A 17,076-nucleotide genomic window follows, 5' to 3' on the forward strand; every position below is an offset into this window, starting at 1 on the left:
CCGCGCCACAGCCCGCTCAGGCCTCGACCGGCTTGCGGCGGCTCACCACCCGCTCGTAGAGGCGCTCCAGTGCGCCGGCGGTGCGCTCCCACGTGTAGCTGCTGCGGACCCGGTCCACCGCAGCGTGCCCGTACGCGAACCGGCCGGCGTTGTCGGCGAGCATCCGGCGCAGCGAGACTCCGAGTGCCCGCACGTCACCGGGGGGCACCAGCCGTCCGGTGACCTCGTCGACGACGGCGTCCGCCAGGCCGCCCATCGCGTAGCCGATCACTGGCACTCCGCAGGCCATCGCCTCCAGCGAGACCCGCCCGGCCGAGGAGTAGTGCGGCGTGCAGGCGACCACGTCCGCCGACCGGTACCAGGTGGCCATCTGGTCGTGCGGCACCGCACCGACGAGCCGCACCTGGTCGACGACACCGGCCTGTTCGGCCAGCTCGCGCAGCCGTCGCGCCTCCGCGTGGTTGGCGAGCTGGTCGGCCGGCGGCCCACCGGCGATCACCAGCTCGGCGTCACCGACCAGCCGCATCGCCCGGATCAGGTCCTCCTGGCCGTGCCCTGCCGCGAGCGAGCCCACCGAGAGGATGCGGGCACGCTGCTCGCGCGGTGCCGCCTCGCCGTCGGGGTGGAACTGCTCGATGTCCACGCCGGCCGGAACCAGCGCGACCGAGCTGCGTTGCAGACCCATCCGGGTCAGTTCGTCGACCTCGTCGTTCGACTGGGCCACGGCGATGTCCACCGCCCGGGTCAGCGCGCGTTCCAGCGTGATCCGCTCCCCCGGCCCGTCGTAGCGGCCGCCCAGGTGACGCAGCTGCTCGACGCCGAGCGAGTGGAACGTCTGCACCACCGGGATGTCGGTCTCCCGAACGGCGTGCGCGGCGGCCAGGCCACCGACCCAGTAGTGCCCGTGCACCACCTCGGGGCGCCAGGCACCGGCCCACTCGTCGGCCAACCAGCGGCCGAACTCCGTCACGTACGGGATCAGCTCGGCGGTGGACAGTGGGGTGGGCGGGCCAGCGGGCACCTGGTGCACCTGGTAGCCGTCGAGGTCGACCGTCGCCGGCAGCCCGGGGTCGTCCCGGCGGTCGTAGAGCCGGACGTCGTGACCTCGATCGGCCAGCTCGGCGGCGACCCGCGCGATGTGCTGTCGGGTGCCGACCGGTGGGCCGTCGGCGTGGCGGTACGAACTGGCGTGCGCGCAGACGAGGCCGACGCGCATGGGTCACCTCCCTGCGATCTCATTCCTCGGCAGTGGTCCTCCCGGTCAGAGCGTCCCATTAACCTCGGGAGCCGGAGTCGAAACCTGGCAGATCGGGAACAGTCCCCGCAGGTGCCACCGACACTTGCGCCACGGCAACCACAAAACTTGGGCGCGGCCACACCACACGACGATTCCCGTGATGATCGACAACCATTCGCTGGTATGACCAGGCTTGGGCTGGGGTACCGCTCAGGAATGCCGCTGACCCGCACCCTCGACGATTCGACCGTGGTGATCACCGGCGCCTCCAGCGGGATCGGCACGGCGACCGCGTACGCGCTGGCCCGCCGGGGCACCGCCGTCGTGCTGGCCGCCCGCAGCGAGCCAGCCCTGGGACAGGTCGCGCGGCGCTGCCGGGAGTTGGGCGGCCGGGCGCTGGTCGTACCGACCGATGTGACCGATCTGGAGTCGGTGCAGCGGCTGGCCGACCGGGCGGCGGCCGAGTTCGACCGGATCGACGCCTGGGTGAACAACGCCGCGGTGAGCGCCGTGGGTCTGTTCGACGAGATCCCGGTCGCCGAGTTCCGCCGGGTGTTGGAGGTCAACCTGCTCGGGACGGTGCACGGCATCAAGGCAGCATTGCCGTACCTGAGCGCGGCCGGCGGTGGCGTGTTGATCAACAACGCCTCGGTGCTGGCCGAGGTGGCGATGCCGTACCAGTCGGCGTACAACGCCGCCAAGCACGGCATCCGAGGGCTGGCCGACACGGTCCGGCAGGAGCTGCGGGTCACCGGCCGCGGTCAGATCTCGGTCTGCACCGTGCTGCCGGCCACCATCGACACCCCGTTCTTCCGGCACGCGGCCAACTACAGCGGCCGTGAGCTGGTGCCACCGCCGCCGATCTACCCGCCGGAGGTGGTCGCCGAGACCATCGTCCGGTTGCTGCGCCGGCCCCGCCGCGAGGCGTACGCCGGCGGCGCCGCCCGGCTGTTCGGCCTGCAGTGGCGGCTGGCGCCCGCGCTGGTGGAACGCACCCTCGGCTGGTACGCCCACCGCACCCAGTTCGGTCCGGGCGCTCGGGTGGACAGCAGCGGCAACGTGTTCCACGCCGACGCGGAGGCGCACCGGGACGGCGGCTGGCACGGTCGACGGCGCCAGTTGGTGCGGATGACCGCCGCGTTCGGTCTCGCCGCCGCCGGCACCGCGGTCGGCACGATGGCGGCTATGAACCGCCGGTCCCGGTTGGAGCGCTGATGACCGGCGTCGAGCGTCCGAATGCGCGAACGGTGACCGGAGCGCACAATGGGGCGATCATGTCGAGCTGTCTTGTGGAGATCGACGAGTCGTCGGCGGTGGTCCGGCTGACCGGCGTGCTCGATGGCGCCGGAGCCGAGGCGGTACGGGGCGCGCTGCTCGCCCGACTCTGCGACCGACCCGGCCCGGTGGTGGCCGACGTGAGCGGGCTGCGGGTCGCTGACCCGGCTGGATGGGGCGTCTTCGCCGAGGTTCGCCGGGAGGTCGCCGACTGGCCCGCCGCGGATCTGCTGCTGTGTGACCCGGCGGCCGGCAGGCCCGACCACGCGGACGCCGCGTTGGCCGGCGTGCCGACCTGGCCCACCCTGGACGGCGCGCTGGCCGCGGTCGCGGCGGCGGCGCTGGCGGCGGTGCTCACCATCGATCTGGCCCCGACGGTGGGGGCCGCCCGGCAGGCCCGTGAGCTGGTCACCACCGGGTGCCAGCGCTGGGGCATGCCAACGCTCACCGACCCGGCGTGCATCGCGATCACCGAGATGGTCAACAACGTGGTGGCGCACGCCCGGACCCCGATGACGGTGCGGCTGGCTCCCCAGGACAGCACCCTGCACCTGGCGGTCCGCGACCACTCCCCGCGTCTGCCGACGTTCGCCGGGGTGTCCCCGCCGACCCGGGCCGGCGGTCGGGGCCTGCTGCTGATCGACACGGTGGCCCGTCGCTGGGGCAGCAGCGCCGTACCGGACGGCAAGGTCGTCTGGTGCGTGCTGCACCCGGACGACGAGGCCGCCATGTTCGGCTGAGACGGGCTTTTCGCCCCTGGTGCCGGTTTCGCCACGGCACGGGCGGCGGTGCTCCGGTTACGGCGGGAGGGCAGCGGGTAGTGATCAGACATGCGCGACAACGAGTACCCGACCCCCGTGTCCGACACCGAGGCACAAGGGCTGCCCGACACCGCCGATGACGACTCGACCGCCAACGACGACGTGCTCACCGGGCGCGAGGCGGACGGCCCGGATCCGGCCCAGCTGCCCGGCGACCGGACGCCGGTCGCGGTGGACCGGTTCGGGACGACCGCCGAGGAGCAACTCGACGGCGAGTCGTTGGACTACAAACTCGACCGAGAGGTCTACGAACGCCCGGCGGACGACCCGCTGGCCGGAACGATCGACCCGAAGATCGCCTTCGAGGCGGACAATCTGGAAGCCGCGGCGGAGGCCCAGCTGGACGCCGACGTGATGGACCCGGGCCCCACCTCGGACCCGAACTCGCCGGTCTCCCTCTACGACCACGGTCAGCTCGGCACGGTGGCCGACGCCACGGTGGGCCGGCTGGTGGAACCGGACGAGGGGTCGCACACCGACCAGGAGACCGACTCGGTGGCGTACGACGCCGGATCGGCCGGGGGTGGCGCGACAGCCGAGGAGTTGGCCATCCACGAGACGGAGCCGCCGCGCTCGGTCTGACCCGGGTCAGTCGTCCAGGCCGCGTTCGATGGCGTACCGGGTCAGCTCGACCCGGTTGTGCAGTTGCAGCTTGCCCAGGGTGTTCTGCACGTGGTTCTGCACCGTGCGGTGCGACAGCCCGAGCCGCTGCGCGATCTGCTTGTACGACAGCCCCTTGGCCACCAGCCGCAGCACCTCCGTCTCCCGTTCGGTGAGCCGGGGCGTTGCGGGCTCCGCGCCGCCGGCCGGGTCGGTGTCCTGCCCCGGCCCGGCGGCCAGCCGGCGGTACTCGCCGAGGACGAGCCCGGCCAGGCCGGGGGTGAAGACCGCTTCGCCGGCCGAGGTGCGGCGGACGGCGTCGAGAAACTCGGCGGGCGCGGTCGACTTCACCAGGTAACCGGTGGCCCCCGCCTTGACGGCGTCCAGCACGCTCTGCTGTTCGCCGCTGGCGCTGAGCATCAGCACCCGCACGTCGGGCAGTGTCGCGCGCAGCCCCAGAATCACCTCGACGCCGGAGATGTCCGGTAGTTGCAGGTCGAGGACGACCACGTCGGGCCGGGCGGCGGCGGCCACCCGGATGGCCTGTCGCCCCTCGCCACTGGTCGCCACCACCAGGAATCCGGCCTCGGTCAGGTCGCGGGCCACGCCCTCCCGCCACATCGGGTGGTCGTCGACCACCATCACCCGTGTCGGGTTCACCGCCCCGCCCTCGGCACGGTCAGCTCGATCTCGGTGCCCGCATCGGGGGCCGACACGATCCGAACCGTCCCGCCCAGGTCGACCACCCGGCCCCGGATCGACTGGGTGACGCCGAACCGGCCCTGGGCGGCCGCCTCGGCCAGCCGGCCGTCCGGGATGCCCGGTCCCTCGTCGCGGATCGACACGGTCACCGTCGCCCCCTCGTCCTCGATCAGCACCCAGGCCCGTCCGCCGGCGTGCCGCCCCACGTTGTCCAGGGCCGCGCCGGTCGCGGCGGCCAACTCCCCGGCCACCCGTCGAGGCAGCGGCACCGCGGTGGCCGGGGCGGAGAGCGACACCGCCGGCGAGGCGTACCGGCCGAGCAGGGTCCGCAGGTCCACCGCGGCGGCGTCGGGGCCATCCGGGATCACGGCAGCGGCCGGGCCGGCGCCGGCGATCAGTGCCCGCAACGCGGCCTCCTGCTCGCCGGCCAGCCGGGCCAGTTCGCCGGCCTCGCCGGGCAGGTCCGCGCCGCGCCGCTGCACCAACGCCAGCACCTGGAGCACCGAGTCGTGAATGCCCCGGGCCAGCCGCTCCCGCTCCCGGGTGGCGGCCTCCAACTCCACCGCGCGTTGCAGCCGTTCCTCGGCGGTCGCCGCGAGCCGGGCCACGTGCCCGACCACCAGTCCGGCGAGCAGCATCAGGATCACGCCGGTGAACGAGGACTGGCCGACCCGCTCCCGGGTGGCCAGGTCCGCGCCGGCGACCAGCAACGCGGCGACCGTGCCACGCCGACGGCCGCCGGAGACGGCCCAGGCCAGCACCGGGCCGGCCATCCAGGCCACCCCCATGGTGGGTACGCCGCTGGCGAGCGGCGCCCGACCGACCACCCACGGGGTGGCCGACACGACGACCAGCACCACTCCGAGGTCGGCCAGCAGCAGCGGCCAGCGCCGCCAGGCCGGCCGGGCGTACCCGATCGCGGTCGCCCCGGTCCAGGCGATCATCACCAGGATCAGGGCACCGACCGCGTACGGGTGGGCGTACCGGTCGGCGTCGCGCACCGCGAGCACGCAGACGTACGCCAGGGACGCCAGCCGGAAGACCGCGAGCGCACGCCACAGCGGCACCTCGAAACCACCCGGCGGCGACGACATGGCGGTCAGGATGCCACAGCCGGGCCAGCCGCGTGACGGGCAGCGAGTGCGGTTCAGGAAACCCTGACGTACGGTGGAAAAGCCGCGAAATTCTCCGTGATCCGCCGCCGGGACGGGCCCATGACGAACGCAGATCCGCACGCACCGCGTACGGTTGTGCCCATCGAACCTGCCCTCCTGATCGCCAAAGCCTTCGACCAGGCCCAGGTGACCGAGATTCGACACTCGGTCACCTCCTGTGCGCATGCCTTCGGGCTGGCCGGCCAACGGCTGGACGACTTCGTGCTCGCGATCAACGAGTTGATCACAAACGCGGTGCGGCACGGCGGCGGGCGCGGATGGTTGCGGCTCTGGCACGAGTCCGGCCTGCTGGTCTGCGAGGTCGCCGACCACGGTCAAGGGATCAGCCCACAACGACTGGGCGACCGCAGCCGGCCGGCCGCGGACACCGCCGGCGGCTGGGGCCTCTGGCTGGCCCGCGAGCTGACCGACGCCATGGAGGTCGTCACCGGCACCGCCGGCACCACCGTCCGCATCACCACCGGCCCCGTCAGCCGCAACCACACCCCGCGCTGACCTCCACGCCCCCGCACCCCGGCCCCGGCCCCGGCCCCGGCCCCGGCCCCGGCCCCGGGGATCTTGCACTTGCTGCCCCGGCAGAACAACCAAAACAGCGCATTTCGGCGACCGAAACTGCAAGATCGCGGAGAGCGGGGGCGGGGCGAGGGCGGGGCGGGGCGGGGCGGGGTTAGGCGAACAGCGCGGAGACGGATTCTCCGTTGTGAATCCGGCGCACGGCTTCGGCCAGGGCAGGGGCCACCGACAGGACCTGCAATTTCGGAACCCGCTTGGCGGCCGGGATGGGCACCGTGTTGGTGCAGACGATCTCCAGGACGCCGTTCTGGTCGCTGAGCCGCTGCAACGCGTCGCCGGAGAAGAGGCCGTGCGTGCAGGCGAGCCGAATCGAGCGGACCTTCAGACCGCGCAGATGCTCCATCAGCTCGACCACCGTGCTGCCCTTGGCGATCTCGTCGTCCAGCACGATGACGTCCTTGTCGGCCACGTCGCCGATCACCGCGCTGATCTTGACCAGGTCGTCGCTGAACCGCTGCTTCGCCCCGGCCGCGACCGGCGTACCGAGCAGCCGGGCGAAAGCCGCCGCCTCCTTGGCGTTGCCCAGGTCGGGCGAGACCACCACGGTGTTGCTGAGGTCGTAACGCCGGAAGTGGGTGGCCAGCTCGCGCAGCGCGTGCAGATGATCCACGGGGACGCTGAAGAAGCCGTGCACCTGCGGCGAGTGCAGGGTCATCGCGAGCACCCGGTCCGCCCCGGCCGACGTGAGCAGATCGGCGACGAGCCGGGCGCCGATCGAGATCCGCGGCGCGTCCTTCTTGTCCGACCGGGCGTACGCGTAGTGCGGCAGCACCACCGTGATCCGGCCGGCGGACGCACCCCGGGCGGCGTCGATCATCAGTAGCAGCTCGACCAGGTGCTCCTGCACCGGCGGCACCAACGGCTGGATCAGGAAGACGTCCCGCTCACGGCAGTTGGCCTGCAACTGCACTTCCAGGCAGTCGTTGGCGAACCGGGACACCCGCACCGGATGCAGCGGCACCCCCAGGTGGGCACAGATCTCGGCAGCCAGGTCGGGATGGGCAGTTCCACTGAAAACGGCGATGTCGCGCACGTTCGCACATCGTAGGCGACGTGCTGGCCGGCGTGACGGCGGTCGCACCGGGTCGCCACGTTGGGTACGGTGCTGCGGTGACCCCCCAGTACGTCGCCGCCATCGACCAGGGCACCACCTCCTCCCGGTGCATCGTCTTCGACCAGGCCGGGGAGATCGTCGCCGTGGCCCAGCGCGAGCACCGGCAGATCTTTCCCCGGCCCGGCTGGGTGGAGCACGACGCCGAGGAGATCTGGGACAACGTCCAGCAGGTGGTCTCCGAGGCGCTGCGGGCCGCCGACACCGACGCGGCCGGGCTGGCCGCCGTCGGCATCACCAACCAGCGGGAGACCACCCTCGTCTGGGACCGGGCCACCGGCCGGCCGGTGGCCAACGCCATCGTCTGGCAGGACACCCGGACCGGGCCGCTGCTACGCGAGCTGGCTTCGGCGTACGGCGAGGAGCGGTTCCGGGCCCGCACCGGCCTTCCGCTGGCCACCTACTTCGCGGGGCCGAAGCTGCGCTGGCTGCTGGACGAGGTCGAGGGCCTGCGTGAGCGCGCCGAGCGCGGCGAGGTGCTCTTCGGCACCATGGACAGCTGGCTGATCTGGAAGCTGACCGGCGAGCATGTCACCGACGTGACCAACGCCAGCCGGACCATGCTCATGGACCTCACGACCCTCGACTGGGCCCCGGATCTGCTGGACGCGATGCGCGTCCCGCCGGCGATGCTGCCGGCGATCCGCTGCTCCGCGGAGGTGTACGGCCACGCCACCGGCATCCTCGCCGGGGTGCCGGTCGCCAGCGCGCTCGGCGACCAGCAGGCCGCCCTGTTCGGGCAGACCTGCTTCCAGCCCGGCGAGGCGAAGTGCACCTACGGCACCGGCAGCTTCCTGCTGCTCAACACCGGAGCCAGCCCGGTCCCGTCGACGCACGGCCTGCTCACCACGGTCGCCTACCAGATCGAGGGCCAACCGCCGGCGTACGCCCTGGAGGGCGCGATCGCGGTCACCGGCTCGCTGGTGCAGTGGCTGCGGGACAACCTCGGGCTGATCTCCACCGCCGCCGAGGTGGAGGAGTTGGCCCGCACCGTGGACGACAACGGTGGCTGTTACGTGGTGCCGGCGTTCTCCGGGCTCTTCGCCCCGCACTGGCGCAGCGACGCGCGCGGCGTGATCGCCGGCCTGACCGGATACATCACCAAGGGGCACCTGGCGCGGGCGGTGCTGGAGGCGTCGGCGTGGCAGACCCGCGAGGTGGTCGACGCGATGAACGCCGACTCCGACGTGGCGCTGCGCCGGCTGCGGGTGGACGGCGGGATGACCGCCAACGGGCTGCTCATGCAGTTTCTCGCCGACGTGCTCGACGTGCCGGTGGTCCGCTCCCGGATCACCGAGACCACCTGCCTGGGCGCGGCGTACGCGGCCGGTCTGGCGGTCGGCTTCTGGCCGGACCTGGCCACCCTGCGGGCGCAGTGGCGCTCCGACGCGCAGTGGGAGCCGGCCATGGATCCGGGGCTGCGCGATCGGGAGCTGGGCCAGTGGCGCAAGGCCGTGCAACGCACCCTCGACTGGGTGGAGTGATCGCCAGCCCGGTGGTCAGTCCCAGCGGTTGCCGGTGAGCTTCTCGTAGACGTCGATGTAGCGGGCCCGGGTCGCCTCGACCACCTCGGCCGGCATGTCCGGGGCCGGACCCTGCTTGTCCCAACCGCTGCCGGTGGCCCAGTCCCGCACGTACTGCTTGTCGTAGGAGAACTGCACACGGCCCGGCTGGTACGACTCGGCCGGCCAGAACCGCGACGAGTCGGAGGTGAGCAGCTCGTCGGCGAGGACCAGGGTGCCGTCCGGTGCCCAGCCCAGCTCGATCTTGGTGTCGGCGACCAGGATGCCCCGGTCGGCGGCCAACTCGGCACCGCGCCGGTAGATGTCGATGGTGATCTGCCGCAGTCGCTCGGCGGTGGCCTGACCCACCTTGTCCACCACGTCGTCGAACGTGATCGGCTCGTCGTGCTCGCCCATCGGCGCCTTGCTCGACGGCGTGAAGATCGGCTCGGGCAGGATCGACGCCTCACCGAGCCCCCGGGGCAGTGCTACGCCGGAAACCGCGCCGGTCTGCTCGTACTCCCGCAGGCCGCCGCCGGTGAGGTAGCCGCGAGCGACGCACTCCACCGGGACCATGTCCAGCCGCTGGCAGCGGATCGCCCGTCCGGCGAACTCAACGGGCACCTCGGTGGCCGAGATGACGTGGTTCGGCACCAGGTCGGCGAGCTGCTCGAACCACCAGAGCGAGAGCGCGGTGAGCAGGCGACCCTTGTCCGGGATCGGCGTCGGCAGCGCCACGTCATAGATCGAGATGCGGTCCGAGGCGACCAGGATCAGGTCATCGCCATCGGCGTAGACGTCCCGAACCTTGCCCGAATGCAGAAGTTCCACGCGCCCTAGTACACCACGCGGTATCGGAAGGCCTGATTCGACCACCCACGCCGGGTGACCAGACGGACGTTGACACCTTCGTGCGCTGACTGCGTGAATGGTCCGACCGCCGCCCTCGCAGGTCCAGGAGACCCCCGTGTCCGTTGTTCGACCCCCGATCGACCGCCTCGGCGCCGACCCGGGCCGGCGCCGACTGCTCACCGCGCTGCTCGGTGCTCCCCTGCTCGCGTCCGGTGGGTTGGCCGGATGCAGCGACGGCGCCGCCACCTCGACCCAGGACGGGCCGGTGGAGCTGTCGGTCTTCTGGTGGGGCGGCACCAAGCGGGCCGAGCTCACCGAAAAGGTGCTGCGGCTCTACTCGGAGCGCAACCCCCGGGTCACCTTCCGGGTCACCTGGCAGGGTGCCGACGGCTACTACGACCGGCTGGCCACCCAGGCGGCCGGTGGGAACGTGGCGGACCTGATCCAGATCGACGACGCCATGCTGACCGAGTACACCCGACGTCAGATCGTCCTCGATCTCACCGATCATGTCGCCGACCACCGCCTGGATCTGCGGGGCCTGCCCGAGGGCCTGATCCGCTACGGCACGGTGGAGGGGCGGACGATGGCGGTGGCCGGCGGGCAGACCCACGCGTGCGTGGTCTTCAACCGGGACCTGCTGCAGGAGCTGCGGGTGCCGGAGCCGCGCGGCGGAATGACCTGGGCCGAGTACATCTCCTGGGCGGAACAGGTCACCGAGGCCAGCGACGGCCAGGTGGCCGGCACCATGGACGCGTCCAGTGACTACCGGGCGCTCTGGCTGTGGCTACGGTCGCAGGGCGGCGAGTTCTATCGGGGCAACCAGCTCGGTTTTGGCGCGGACGAGCTGGTCGCGTGGTTCGAGCTGTGGCAGCGGGCCCGCAGCGGGCGGGCCACACCAGGTGCGGCGCTGGTCGAGCAGGCCGACAGCGGGGAGCCGGCCCGGCAACTGGTGGTCACCGGGTTGACCGCCGCGTCCTTCGCCTGGTCACACCAGCTACCGGAGCTGCAGCGTCTCACCAAGGCCGAGTTGGGCGTGGTGGGCTTTCCGGGGCCGTCCGGCGCGCAGTGGGCGCGGGCGTCGATGTACTGGGCGGCGTTCCGTGGCACCCGCCACCCCGAGACCGTCATCGACGTGATCAATTTTCTGACCACGAACGGCGAGGCCGGCACCGTCCTCGGCCACGAACGTGGCCTGAACGCCAGTCTCGCCGTCCGCCGTTACACCGAGGGCAGCATCACCGACCCGGCCCAGCGACGCGCCGCCGCGTTCGGTGCCGCCTTGGTCGACCAGCTCGGGCCGGCTCCGGCGCCCCCGCCGAAGGGGCACGCCAAGGTGCGCACCCTGCTGGTCGCCGCCGCGGAGAGCATCCGCGTCAAGCGAGCCGGCACCCGAGCAGCCACCTCGCGTTTCCTCGCCCAGGCCAACGCCGCCCTGGCGGAGTGACCACCGGGGGCCCGCCCACGGCATGCCGCCGTCGGCCGGCCCTCCGAGGCGGGGTTGCCTGGTCAGCGGGGCGGGCCACCCCGGCGGCTGCGAGTCAGGCGCAGCACCAGGTACACGATTACCGCGACCACCACCAGGCAGCAGAGCAGGCCGAAGACCCCGAAGCCACCACGGGATCGCCGCCGGGCGGCCTCCACCACGAGCTCGCCGGTACCCGTGGACGCCCACGCCGCGACGGGCACGAAGACCGCCAGTACGACCGCACCAAAGACCGCGCTGAGGCGGCCCCACCACTTACCGAATGAAGACATGTGCCCATCCTCGCCGAAGGGCGCAACCTGGGCACGTCGGTCCACGCCGAATCAGGGGATCGAGATCTTCCAGGCGCACATCAATGGGGGAACGCCCTCAGTGGACGTCAAGCGCGCGCCGGGCGCCACGGGTTCCGTGCGCATCGCCACCGAGGGCGGGGCCACCTATGTGTACCCCGCGCGCTACCTCGCGACCGGTCGACTCGACAAGCAACTCTTCGAGGTGCCGGTGCCAGCGAGGTGCCGACCCCGTGTGGCAGCGGCATCACACAAGTCCGGCCCCCACAGTGTGGGGGCCGGACTTGTTACCACTTCCAGTTGTAGCGGGGACAGGATTTGAACCTGCGACCTCTGGGTTATGAGCCCAGCGAGCTACCGAGCTGCTCCACCCCGCGTCGACTGGTTAAGACTAACCCATCCCGTCCGGCGATGATCAGCGGGGTCGCCGACCGCTGCGAACGCCCGTACCCAGGAACGGGCCGCCACCCGTTTCACCGGCCGAGCACACGATCCATGCCGACCAGCCTTCCCCTCAGAGCACGCTCGAAGTCAAGCCAAGCCACTCCGGCCCCACGCATGTCGGACTTGCCCGCAACGAGCTGGCGGGCAGCCGGCCTGGTCGAGGCATCCCTACCACCGAACACGCAAGAGCCCGTCTCCTGCAGGAGACGGGCTCTAAGCTGGTGTTTCTGTTGTAGCGGGGACAGGATTTGAACCTGCGACCTCTGGGTTATGAGCCCAGCGAGCTACCGAGCTGCTCCACCCCGCGTCGGCTCGATAACCGTAGCGCACCACCCCCGGCTCCCGCAAAACGACCGTCGAATCCGCCGGATCACGGCCCGGCCTCCTGAGGTCAGCCGAGCCAGGCCTTGATGGCGGCGACCGCGCGGCGACTGTCCGCGTCGACCTGTGTCCGATCGCTGGACGTGTTCTCCCAGCCTGTCTCCCAGAGGACGGTCACCACATCGCCGACCCGGATCGCCCGGATCAGCCGGAAATCCTCCACGCCGGTCGGGTCGCCGTTGATGTCGTGACCTGGGCTCCGCATCTCGAACAGCACCGACTCGTCCCCATACCCGCCGTCGGTGAGCAGCCGCTGCCTGCTCAGCACTCTCGTGACGCCGCCCGGCAGTTCCTGCACGGGGCACCCGCGCACCGCCCGCCGCAACTCCTCCAGCACGTCGTCGGCGCGCCCAGCCCGGTAGATCGTGATGGCGTGCGTGTAGCTGCCGTCCGGGACGTACCCCTTGCCAGCGTTCCTTGGCAGGTTGTAGACGAGGAGCCGGGTTCGACGCTGCACGACCGCCGCCTCACTCGGGTAGCCGGCGCCGCACAGGCCCGGCAGGACGTCCAGGTCCCGGAATTTTGGCGTGATGCCGGTCTGGTTGGCGGGCGCGAGAGTGAAGAACGCCCGATCCGGGATGCTGACCGGAGCCTGTGGTGGCGACGCGCTGGTGCCACGCGGGGAGGCGGGGGTCGTACCCGAGGGTCGGCCGGGCGTGGTCGGCGGGACGGACGGCGACGGGGAGCCGCCAGTCGCACTCGGGTCGGGCGGCGACGGGAGCGTCGGCGTGCCGGCCGGCGAGGGTACGGTCGTCGTCGGCGGCGGCGGCATGGCGACCACCTGGGCACCGATCACCGCGCCTCCCACCACCAGCGCCACGGCGAGAGCGCCCCCGGCCACATGGAGCCGGGCCCTCCGGTCCGCCCGGTGCCGCAGGACGTCGGGGGCGCCCAGGTCGCGGGCGTCGGCGTCGGCCGCAAGGGACCGATACATCTCGAAAAGTTCACGCGACATCGTTGGCCTCCAGTTCCACGATGGCGAGATCGGGCAGCAACGCGGCGAGTCGGGCCCGGCCCCGGGAAAGCCAGGACTTCACCGTGCCAACGGGCACGCCGACTTCACGGGCGATCTCCTCAACCGGCATGTCGAACAGGTAGTGCAGAGCCAACGCCTGCCGGTGGTTCGCCGGCACCTGGCGCAGGGCCTGGATCAGCAGCACGCTGTCCTCGTTGGGCGGAGGGGCCGCAGGTGGAGGTCCGGCCAACCGCAGCGCACCGCGCAACGAACGCAGCCGCCGCCAGCGATCGGTCGCCAGCCGGGACACCACCAGCCTCAGCCACGCCTCCGGCGCCGGGTGCGCCGACAGCCGCCCCCATTGCCGCCAGGCCCGGGTGTACGCCTCCTGCACCAGGTCCTGCGCCTCACTGTGGTCGCCGGCGACCGCATAGCCGTACCTCGCCATCCGCCGCGCCGTGCTGCGGTAAAAGTCATCGAAGCTCTGCGCGTCCCTCACGACTGCTCCCCCTCCGTCCCCACCCCGTTGCAATGAGGACGGCAGACCTGTGTGGCAGGTTGCGGGGCCAGCCGGACCTGTCGGAGAGGCGACAGGTCCGGCAGACAGCGGAGCCCTCGGCGTCCGGACCAGGTGCGGTCCGACGACGAGGGCTCCGGGCTGAACTTTCGGCGGTGGCGGATCAGCCGCCAGCGCTGGGGCTGCCGCTCGGTGACGGGCCACCGCTGGGCGTACCGCCCGGGTTGGCCTGCTGCGCCTGCTGGAACGCGGTGAGCGCCTCATCCAGCGCCTTGAGCGCCCGACCGTACCGCTCGAAGTCGCCAGACGCCTGCGCGGCCCGGACCTCGGTGATCGCGGTCTGCACCCGGTCCGCGGCGGTGGCCAGTTCGCCGGTCGGCGGCGGGTTCCCGGTGCCGGCGCTCGGCGTCGGCGTCGGGGTCGCCGGGGTCGTCGGGTTGCCCCCGGTGGTCGGGGGCGGCGACGTGCCCTGCCCAGCCCGCTTACCCTGCTCGACCAGCTGCTTGATGCCGTCGTTGATGTTGTCGGCGAGCGCCACGAAGGAGCCACCGTCACCGTAGGAGAGCAACACCTTCTGCAGCAGCGGGTACGCGTCCTGCTGGTTGCTCTTCACGTAGACCGGCTCGACGTAGAGCATGCCGTCGGCGAAGGGCAGCGAGAGCAGGTTGCCGTACTGCACCTGCGCCTGATTGCTGGAGAGCAGGTTCAACTGCTGGCGGATGTTGGCGTTGTTGGTCATCTGCTGGTGCACCTGCACGGGGCCGGAGATCCGGGTCTGATCCGGCAACTCCAGCACCTCCAGCCGGGGCTGCCCATCGACGTACGACCCGGAGATCAGCGCGGCGAGGTTCTGCCGGCCGTTCGGGGTGACCGCCGAGGTGAGCTGGAACCGAGGGCTCTCCTGCCCCGGGAACTGGGTGAACAGGTAGTACGGAGGCTGCTTCTGGCCGCTGTCCGGAGCGTCCGGCACGTTGGGCACCTGCCAGAAGTCCTGTGCGGAGTAGAAGTCGCCCGGGTTGGTCACGTGGAACTTGGTGAGCAGGTTGCGCTGCACCTTGAACATGTCCGCCGGGTAGCGCAGATGCTCGCTCAGCTCGACCGGGATGTCCGCCTTCGGCAGCACCAGGTCACCGCCGAACGCCTTGTTCCACGCCTTGAGCACCGGGTCGGTGTCGTCGTACTCGTAGAGCTTCACAGTGCCGTCGTACGCGTCGACGGTGGCCTTCACCGAGTTACGCATGTAGTTGACGTTCTCCCGGGCCAGCTGGAAGGTGCCCCGGTTGGTCAGCTCGTCGGTGGTCTCGGTCTGCAGGTTGACCCGCTCGGCGTACGGGTAGGTGGCCGCCGTGGTGTAGCCGTCGACGATCCACTGCACCCGACCATCGACCACCGCCGGGTACGGGTCGCCGTCCAGGGTGAGGAACGGCGCGACCTTCTCCACGCGGTCCCGCGGGTTACGCACGTAGAGCAGCTTGGAGTCCTTGTTGACCGCCTCGGAGAGCAGGAAGTTCGACTCCTGCTCCTTGATGGCGTACAGCAGCCGCCGGGCGAAGGAGCCGATCTCCACGCCGCCCTCACCGGTGTAGGTGTAGGACTCGCCGCCACCCTCACCGACCGGCCGGTCGAACTCGGCCTTCCTGGTCGGGTCGGCCTGACCGACGATCGCGTAGTCGTCGGCCGCCATGCGCTCGCCGTAGTAGATGCGCGGCTGCTTGGCCGGGATCTGCTCGGTCTGCGAGGAGCACGCCTCCTGGGCCTTCTCGCCGAGGAAACCGGAGACGAAGAACGGCTGCCCGCCGCAGACCACCTGGTTGGCCGGGGCCGCGACCAGACCGAAGCCGTGGGTGTAGACGGTGTGCCGGTTGATCCAGGTGTTCTGCTGGTCGGTCAGCTCGCCGTAGTTGATCTCCCGGACGCCGACCACGTAGTCGGAGACATTCCCGTTCACCCCGTACCGGTCGATGTCCAGCTTCGGGCCGAAGTCGTAGAAGCCGCGCACCTGTTGGAGCTGGGTGTACGTCTCGCTGACCAACTGCGGGTCGAGCAGCCGCACGTTCGACACCACGGAGGTGTCGGTGGCCAGGTTCGCCGGCGGGTTGAGGTTGCTCGCCGCGTACGGGGTGGTCTCGGTGGCCGCCAGCCCGAACGCCGCCCGGGTCGCGTCGATGCTGCGCTGGATGTACGGCGCCTCCTTGTCCTTGGCGCTCGGCTTGACCTCGAAGGTCTGCACCGCCCAGGGGTAGATGCCGCCGATGGCCACCGCGGAAACGCCGAGCAGGGCCAGCGAGATGCCCGGCCAGACCAGGTTCCGCATCCAGGCGTTGGAGAACACGATGATCGCGATCGCCACCACGATCGAGATGTAGGCCAGGATCTCCTTCGCCGGCAGCAGCGCGTTGACGTCGGCGTAGCCGGCGCCGTACAACTTGGCGCCCTCGTTGTACTCCAGCAGCATCGCCCGGCGGTCCAGCACGTACGCGACTGCCTTGAGCAGCACGAAGACGGCGATCAGGCTGCTCAGGTGGGCGCGGGCCGCGTTGCTCATCCGGTCCCCGACGCCCTGGAGGCGAACGCCGCCGAAGAGGTAGTGCACCGCCAGCGCGCCGATCACGGCCAGCACCACGGCGGTGAAGGCGACCCCGAGCAGGTACCGCCAGAACGGCAGCTGGAAGACGTAGAAGCCGATGTCCACCCCGAACTCCGGGTCCTTGATCCCGAAGTCGCCGCCGTTGCGGAAGAGCAGCCACTGATTCCACCGGCTCTGCGCGGAGAGACCGGCGAAGAGCCCGATCACGGCGGCGGTCAGCGCGATCCAGGTGCCGAGGCGCGGGCTGAGCACCATCCGGTAGCGCTCCAGGGTCGCCTGCTCCACCGAGTGCGGACGCAGACGCGGGCGCAGCCGATGGGCCAGCCACAGGTTGCCGCCGACGATCACCGCCATGCCGACACCGACGGCGAGGAAGAGCAGCAGTCGGGTGAGCAGCACACCGGTGAAGACCTCGGTGTAGCGGACCTCGTCGAACCAGAGCCAGTCCGTCCACGCCTGGACGCCCCACCCGAGCAGGGTGAAGAGCACGAACACCCCGACCAGCACGGCGATGGTGACGCGTCCGCGCCGGCTCATCCTCGGAAGGGGGCTGCTGCTACGCATGACC

The 17,076-nt window shown here is 71.3% G+C and carries 15 protein-coding genes and 2 tRNA genes; 6 read left to right on the forward strand and 11 right to left on the reverse strand.

The window, feature by feature from the left end; all coding sequences use genetic code 11:
- Positions 1-16 precede the first annotated feature (16 nt).
- On the reverse strand, positions 17-1,216 hold the full coding sequence (locus tag ABZS37_RS04310; RefSeq protein WP_355165411.1) for a glycosyltransferase: 1,200 nt from the start codon (positions 1,214-1,216) through the stop codon (positions 17-19).
- Between the two features lie 204 nt (positions 1,217-1,420).
- Here ABZS37_RS04310 and ABZS37_RS04315 point away from each other — a divergent pair, with 204 nt between their 5' ends.
- The 3 genes from ABZS37_RS04315 to ABZS37_RS04325 all read left to right on the forward strand — a co-directional run bounded on the left by ABZS37_RS04315 (position 1,421) and on the right by ABZS37_RS04325 (position 3,915).
- On the forward strand, positions 1,421-2,452 hold the full coding sequence (locus ABZS37_RS04315) for an SDR family oxidoreductase (RefSeq protein WP_355165413.1): 1,032 nt from the start codon (positions 1,421-1,423) through the stop codon (positions 2,450-2,452).
- 59 nt (positions 2,453-2,511) lie between these two features.
- The gene (locus ABZS37_RS04320; RefSeq protein ID WP_355165415.1) at positions 2,512-3,252 is read left to right on the forward strand and encodes an ATP-binding protein; all 741 of its coding nucleotides are present in this window, start codon (positions 2,512-2,514) and stop codon (positions 3,250-3,252) included.
- Between the two features lie 90 nt (positions 3,253-3,342).
- On the forward strand, positions 3,343-3,915 hold the full coding sequence (locus tag ABZS37_RS04325) for a DUF5709 domain-containing protein (protein WP_112583682.1): 573 nt from the start codon (positions 3,343-3,345) through the stop codon (positions 3,913-3,915).
- 6 nt (positions 3,916-3,921) lie between these two features.
- Here the strand turns inward: ABZS37_RS04325 and ABZS37_RS04330 are convergent, their stop codons facing one another.
- A complete protein-coding gene (locus tag ABZS37_RS04330) occupies positions 3,922-4,575 on the reverse strand; it encodes a response regulator transcription factor (protein WP_355165895.1) in 654 nt (217 codons plus the stop codon).
- 14 nt (positions 4,576-4,589) lie between these two features.
- Positions 4,590-5,729: a DUF5931 domain-containing protein gene (locus tag ABZS37_RS04335; protein WP_355165417.1), complete on the reverse strand. Its 1,140-nt coding sequence runs from the start codon at positions 5,727-5,729 to the stop codon at positions 4,590-4,592.
- Positions 5,730-5,849: 120 nt separating this feature from the next.
- Here ABZS37_RS04335 and ABZS37_RS04340 point away from each other — a divergent pair, with 120 nt between their 5' ends.
- Positions 5,850-6,305 carry an ATP-binding protein gene (locus ABZS37_RS04340; protein WP_355165419.1) on the forward strand — a complete coding sequence of 152 codons (456 nt, stop codon included), beginning with the start codon at positions 5,850-5,852 and terminating at the stop codon, positions 6,303-6,305.
- 172 nt (positions 6,306-6,477) lie between these two features.
- Here ABZS37_RS04340 and ABZS37_RS04345 read toward each other — a convergent pair whose 3' ends face one another.
- On the reverse strand, positions 6,478-7,416 hold the full coding sequence (locus ABZS37_RS04345) for a ribose-phosphate pyrophosphokinase (protein ID WP_355165421.1): 939 nt from the start codon (positions 7,414-7,416) through the stop codon (positions 6,478-6,480).
- Between the two features lie 77 nt (positions 7,417-7,493).
- Between ABZS37_RS04345 and glpK the strand changes: the two genes are divergently transcribed.
- A complete protein-coding gene (glpK, locus tag ABZS37_RS04350) occupies positions 7,494-8,978 on the forward strand; it encodes a glycerol kinase GlpK (RefSeq protein WP_355165423.1) in 1,485 nt (494 codons plus the stop codon).
- Between the two features lie 15 nt (positions 8,979-8,993).
- Here the strand turns inward: glpK and ABZS37_RS04355 are convergent, their stop codons facing one another.
- A complete protein-coding gene (locus ABZS37_RS04355; RefSeq protein ID WP_355165425.1) occupies positions 8,994-9,827 on the reverse strand; it encodes a phosphoribosylaminoimidazolesuccinocarboxamide synthase in 834 nt (277 codons plus the stop codon).
- A gap of 136 nt (positions 9,828-9,963) precedes the next feature.
- On the opposite strand from ABZS37_RS04355, the gene ABZS37_RS04360 reads away from it, so the two are divergent.
- Entirely contained in the window at positions 9,964-11,295 is a 1,332-nt protein-coding gene (locus ABZS37_RS04360; RefSeq protein ID WP_355165428.1) for an extracellular solute-binding protein, read from the forward strand.
- A 62-nt stretch (positions 11,296-11,357) separates the two neighbouring features.
- On the opposite strand, the gene ABZS37_RS04365 is transcribed toward ABZS37_RS04360, so the two are convergent.
- The 6 genes from ABZS37_RS04365 to ABZS37_RS04390 form a co-directional block, all read right to left on the reverse strand.
- Positions 11,358-11,606, reverse strand: a complete 249-nt coding sequence (locus ABZS37_RS04365; RefSeq protein WP_354995367.1) for a hypothetical protein — start codon at positions 11,604-11,606, stop codon at positions 11,358-11,360.
- A gap of 321 nt (positions 11,607-11,927) precedes the next feature.
- A tRNA-Met gene (locus ABZS37_RS04370) sits at positions 11,928-12,001 on the reverse strand.
- 300 nt (positions 12,002-12,301) lie between these two features.
- Positions 12,302-12,375, reverse strand: a tRNA-Met gene (locus tag ABZS37_RS04375).
- Positions 12,376-12,459: 84 nt separating this feature from the next.
- The gene (locus tag ABZS37_RS04380) at positions 12,460-13,404 is read right to left on the reverse strand and encodes a hypothetical protein (protein WP_355165430.1); all 945 of its coding nucleotides are present in this window, start codon (positions 13,402-13,404) and stop codon (positions 12,460-12,462) included.
- Positions 13,394-13,903: a SigE family RNA polymerase sigma factor gene (locus ABZS37_RS04385; RefSeq protein WP_355165432.1), complete on the reverse strand. Its 510-nt coding sequence runs from the start codon at positions 13,901-13,903 to the stop codon at positions 13,394-13,396. Before ABZS37_RS04385 ends, ABZS37_RS04380 begins: the two co-directional genes overlap by 11 nt.
- Before the next feature lie 181 nt (positions 13,904-14,084).
- Positions 14,085-17,072, reverse strand: a complete 2,988-nt coding sequence (locus ABZS37_RS04390; RefSeq protein WP_355165434.1) for a UPF0182 family protein — start codon at positions 17,070-17,072, stop codon at positions 14,085-14,087.
- Positions 17,073-17,076 lie beyond the last annotated feature (4 nt).

The sequence above is a fragment of the Micromonospora sp. NPDC005413 genome (genome assembly GCF_040606435.1).
Classification (GTDB): Bacteria; Actinomycetota; Actinomycetes; order Mycobacteriales; family Micromonosporaceae; genus Micromonospora.

Coding starts and splice junctions, on each gene's coding strand:
- ABZS37_RS04320 (WP_355165415.1), top strand. CDS start 2,512: ATGTCGAGCTGTCTTGTGGAGATCGACGAGTCGTCGGCGGTGGTCCGG.
- ABZS37_RS04330 (WP_355165895.1), bottom strand. CDS start 4,575: ATGGTGGTCGACGACCACCCGATGTGGCGGGAGGGCGTGGCCCGCGAC.
- ABZS37_RS04365 (WP_354995367.1), bottom strand. CDS start 11,606: ATGTCTTCATTCGGTAAGTGGTGGGGCCGCCTCAGCGCGGTCTTTGGT.
- ABZS37_RS04335 (WP_355165417.1), bottom strand. CDS start 5,729: ATGTCGTCGCCGCCGGGTGGTTTCGAGGTGCCGCTGTGGCGTGCGCTC.
- ABZS37_RS04310 (WP_355165411.1), bottom strand. CDS start 1,216: ATGCGCGTCGGCCTCGTCTGCGCGCACGCCAGTTCGTACCGCCACGCC.
- ABZS37_RS04380 (WP_355165430.1), bottom strand. CDS start 13,404: ATGTCGCGTGAACTTTTCGAGATGTATCGGTCCCTTGCGGCCGACGCC.
- ABZS37_RS04315 (WP_355165413.1), top strand. CDS start 1,421: ATGACCAGGCTTGGGCTGGGGTACCGCTCAGGAATGCCGCTGACCCGC.
- ABZS37_RS04390 (WP_355165434.1), bottom strand. CDS start 17,072: ATGCGTAGCAGCAGCCCCCTTCCGAGGATGAGCCGGCGCGGACGCGTC.
- ABZS37_RS04340 (WP_355165419.1), top strand. CDS start 5,850: ATGACGAACGCAGATCCGCACGCACCGCGTACGGTTGTGCCCATCGAA.
- ABZS37_RS04325 (WP_112583682.1), top strand. CDS start 3,343: ATGCGCGACAACGAGTACCCGACCCCCGTGTCCGACACCGAGGCACAA.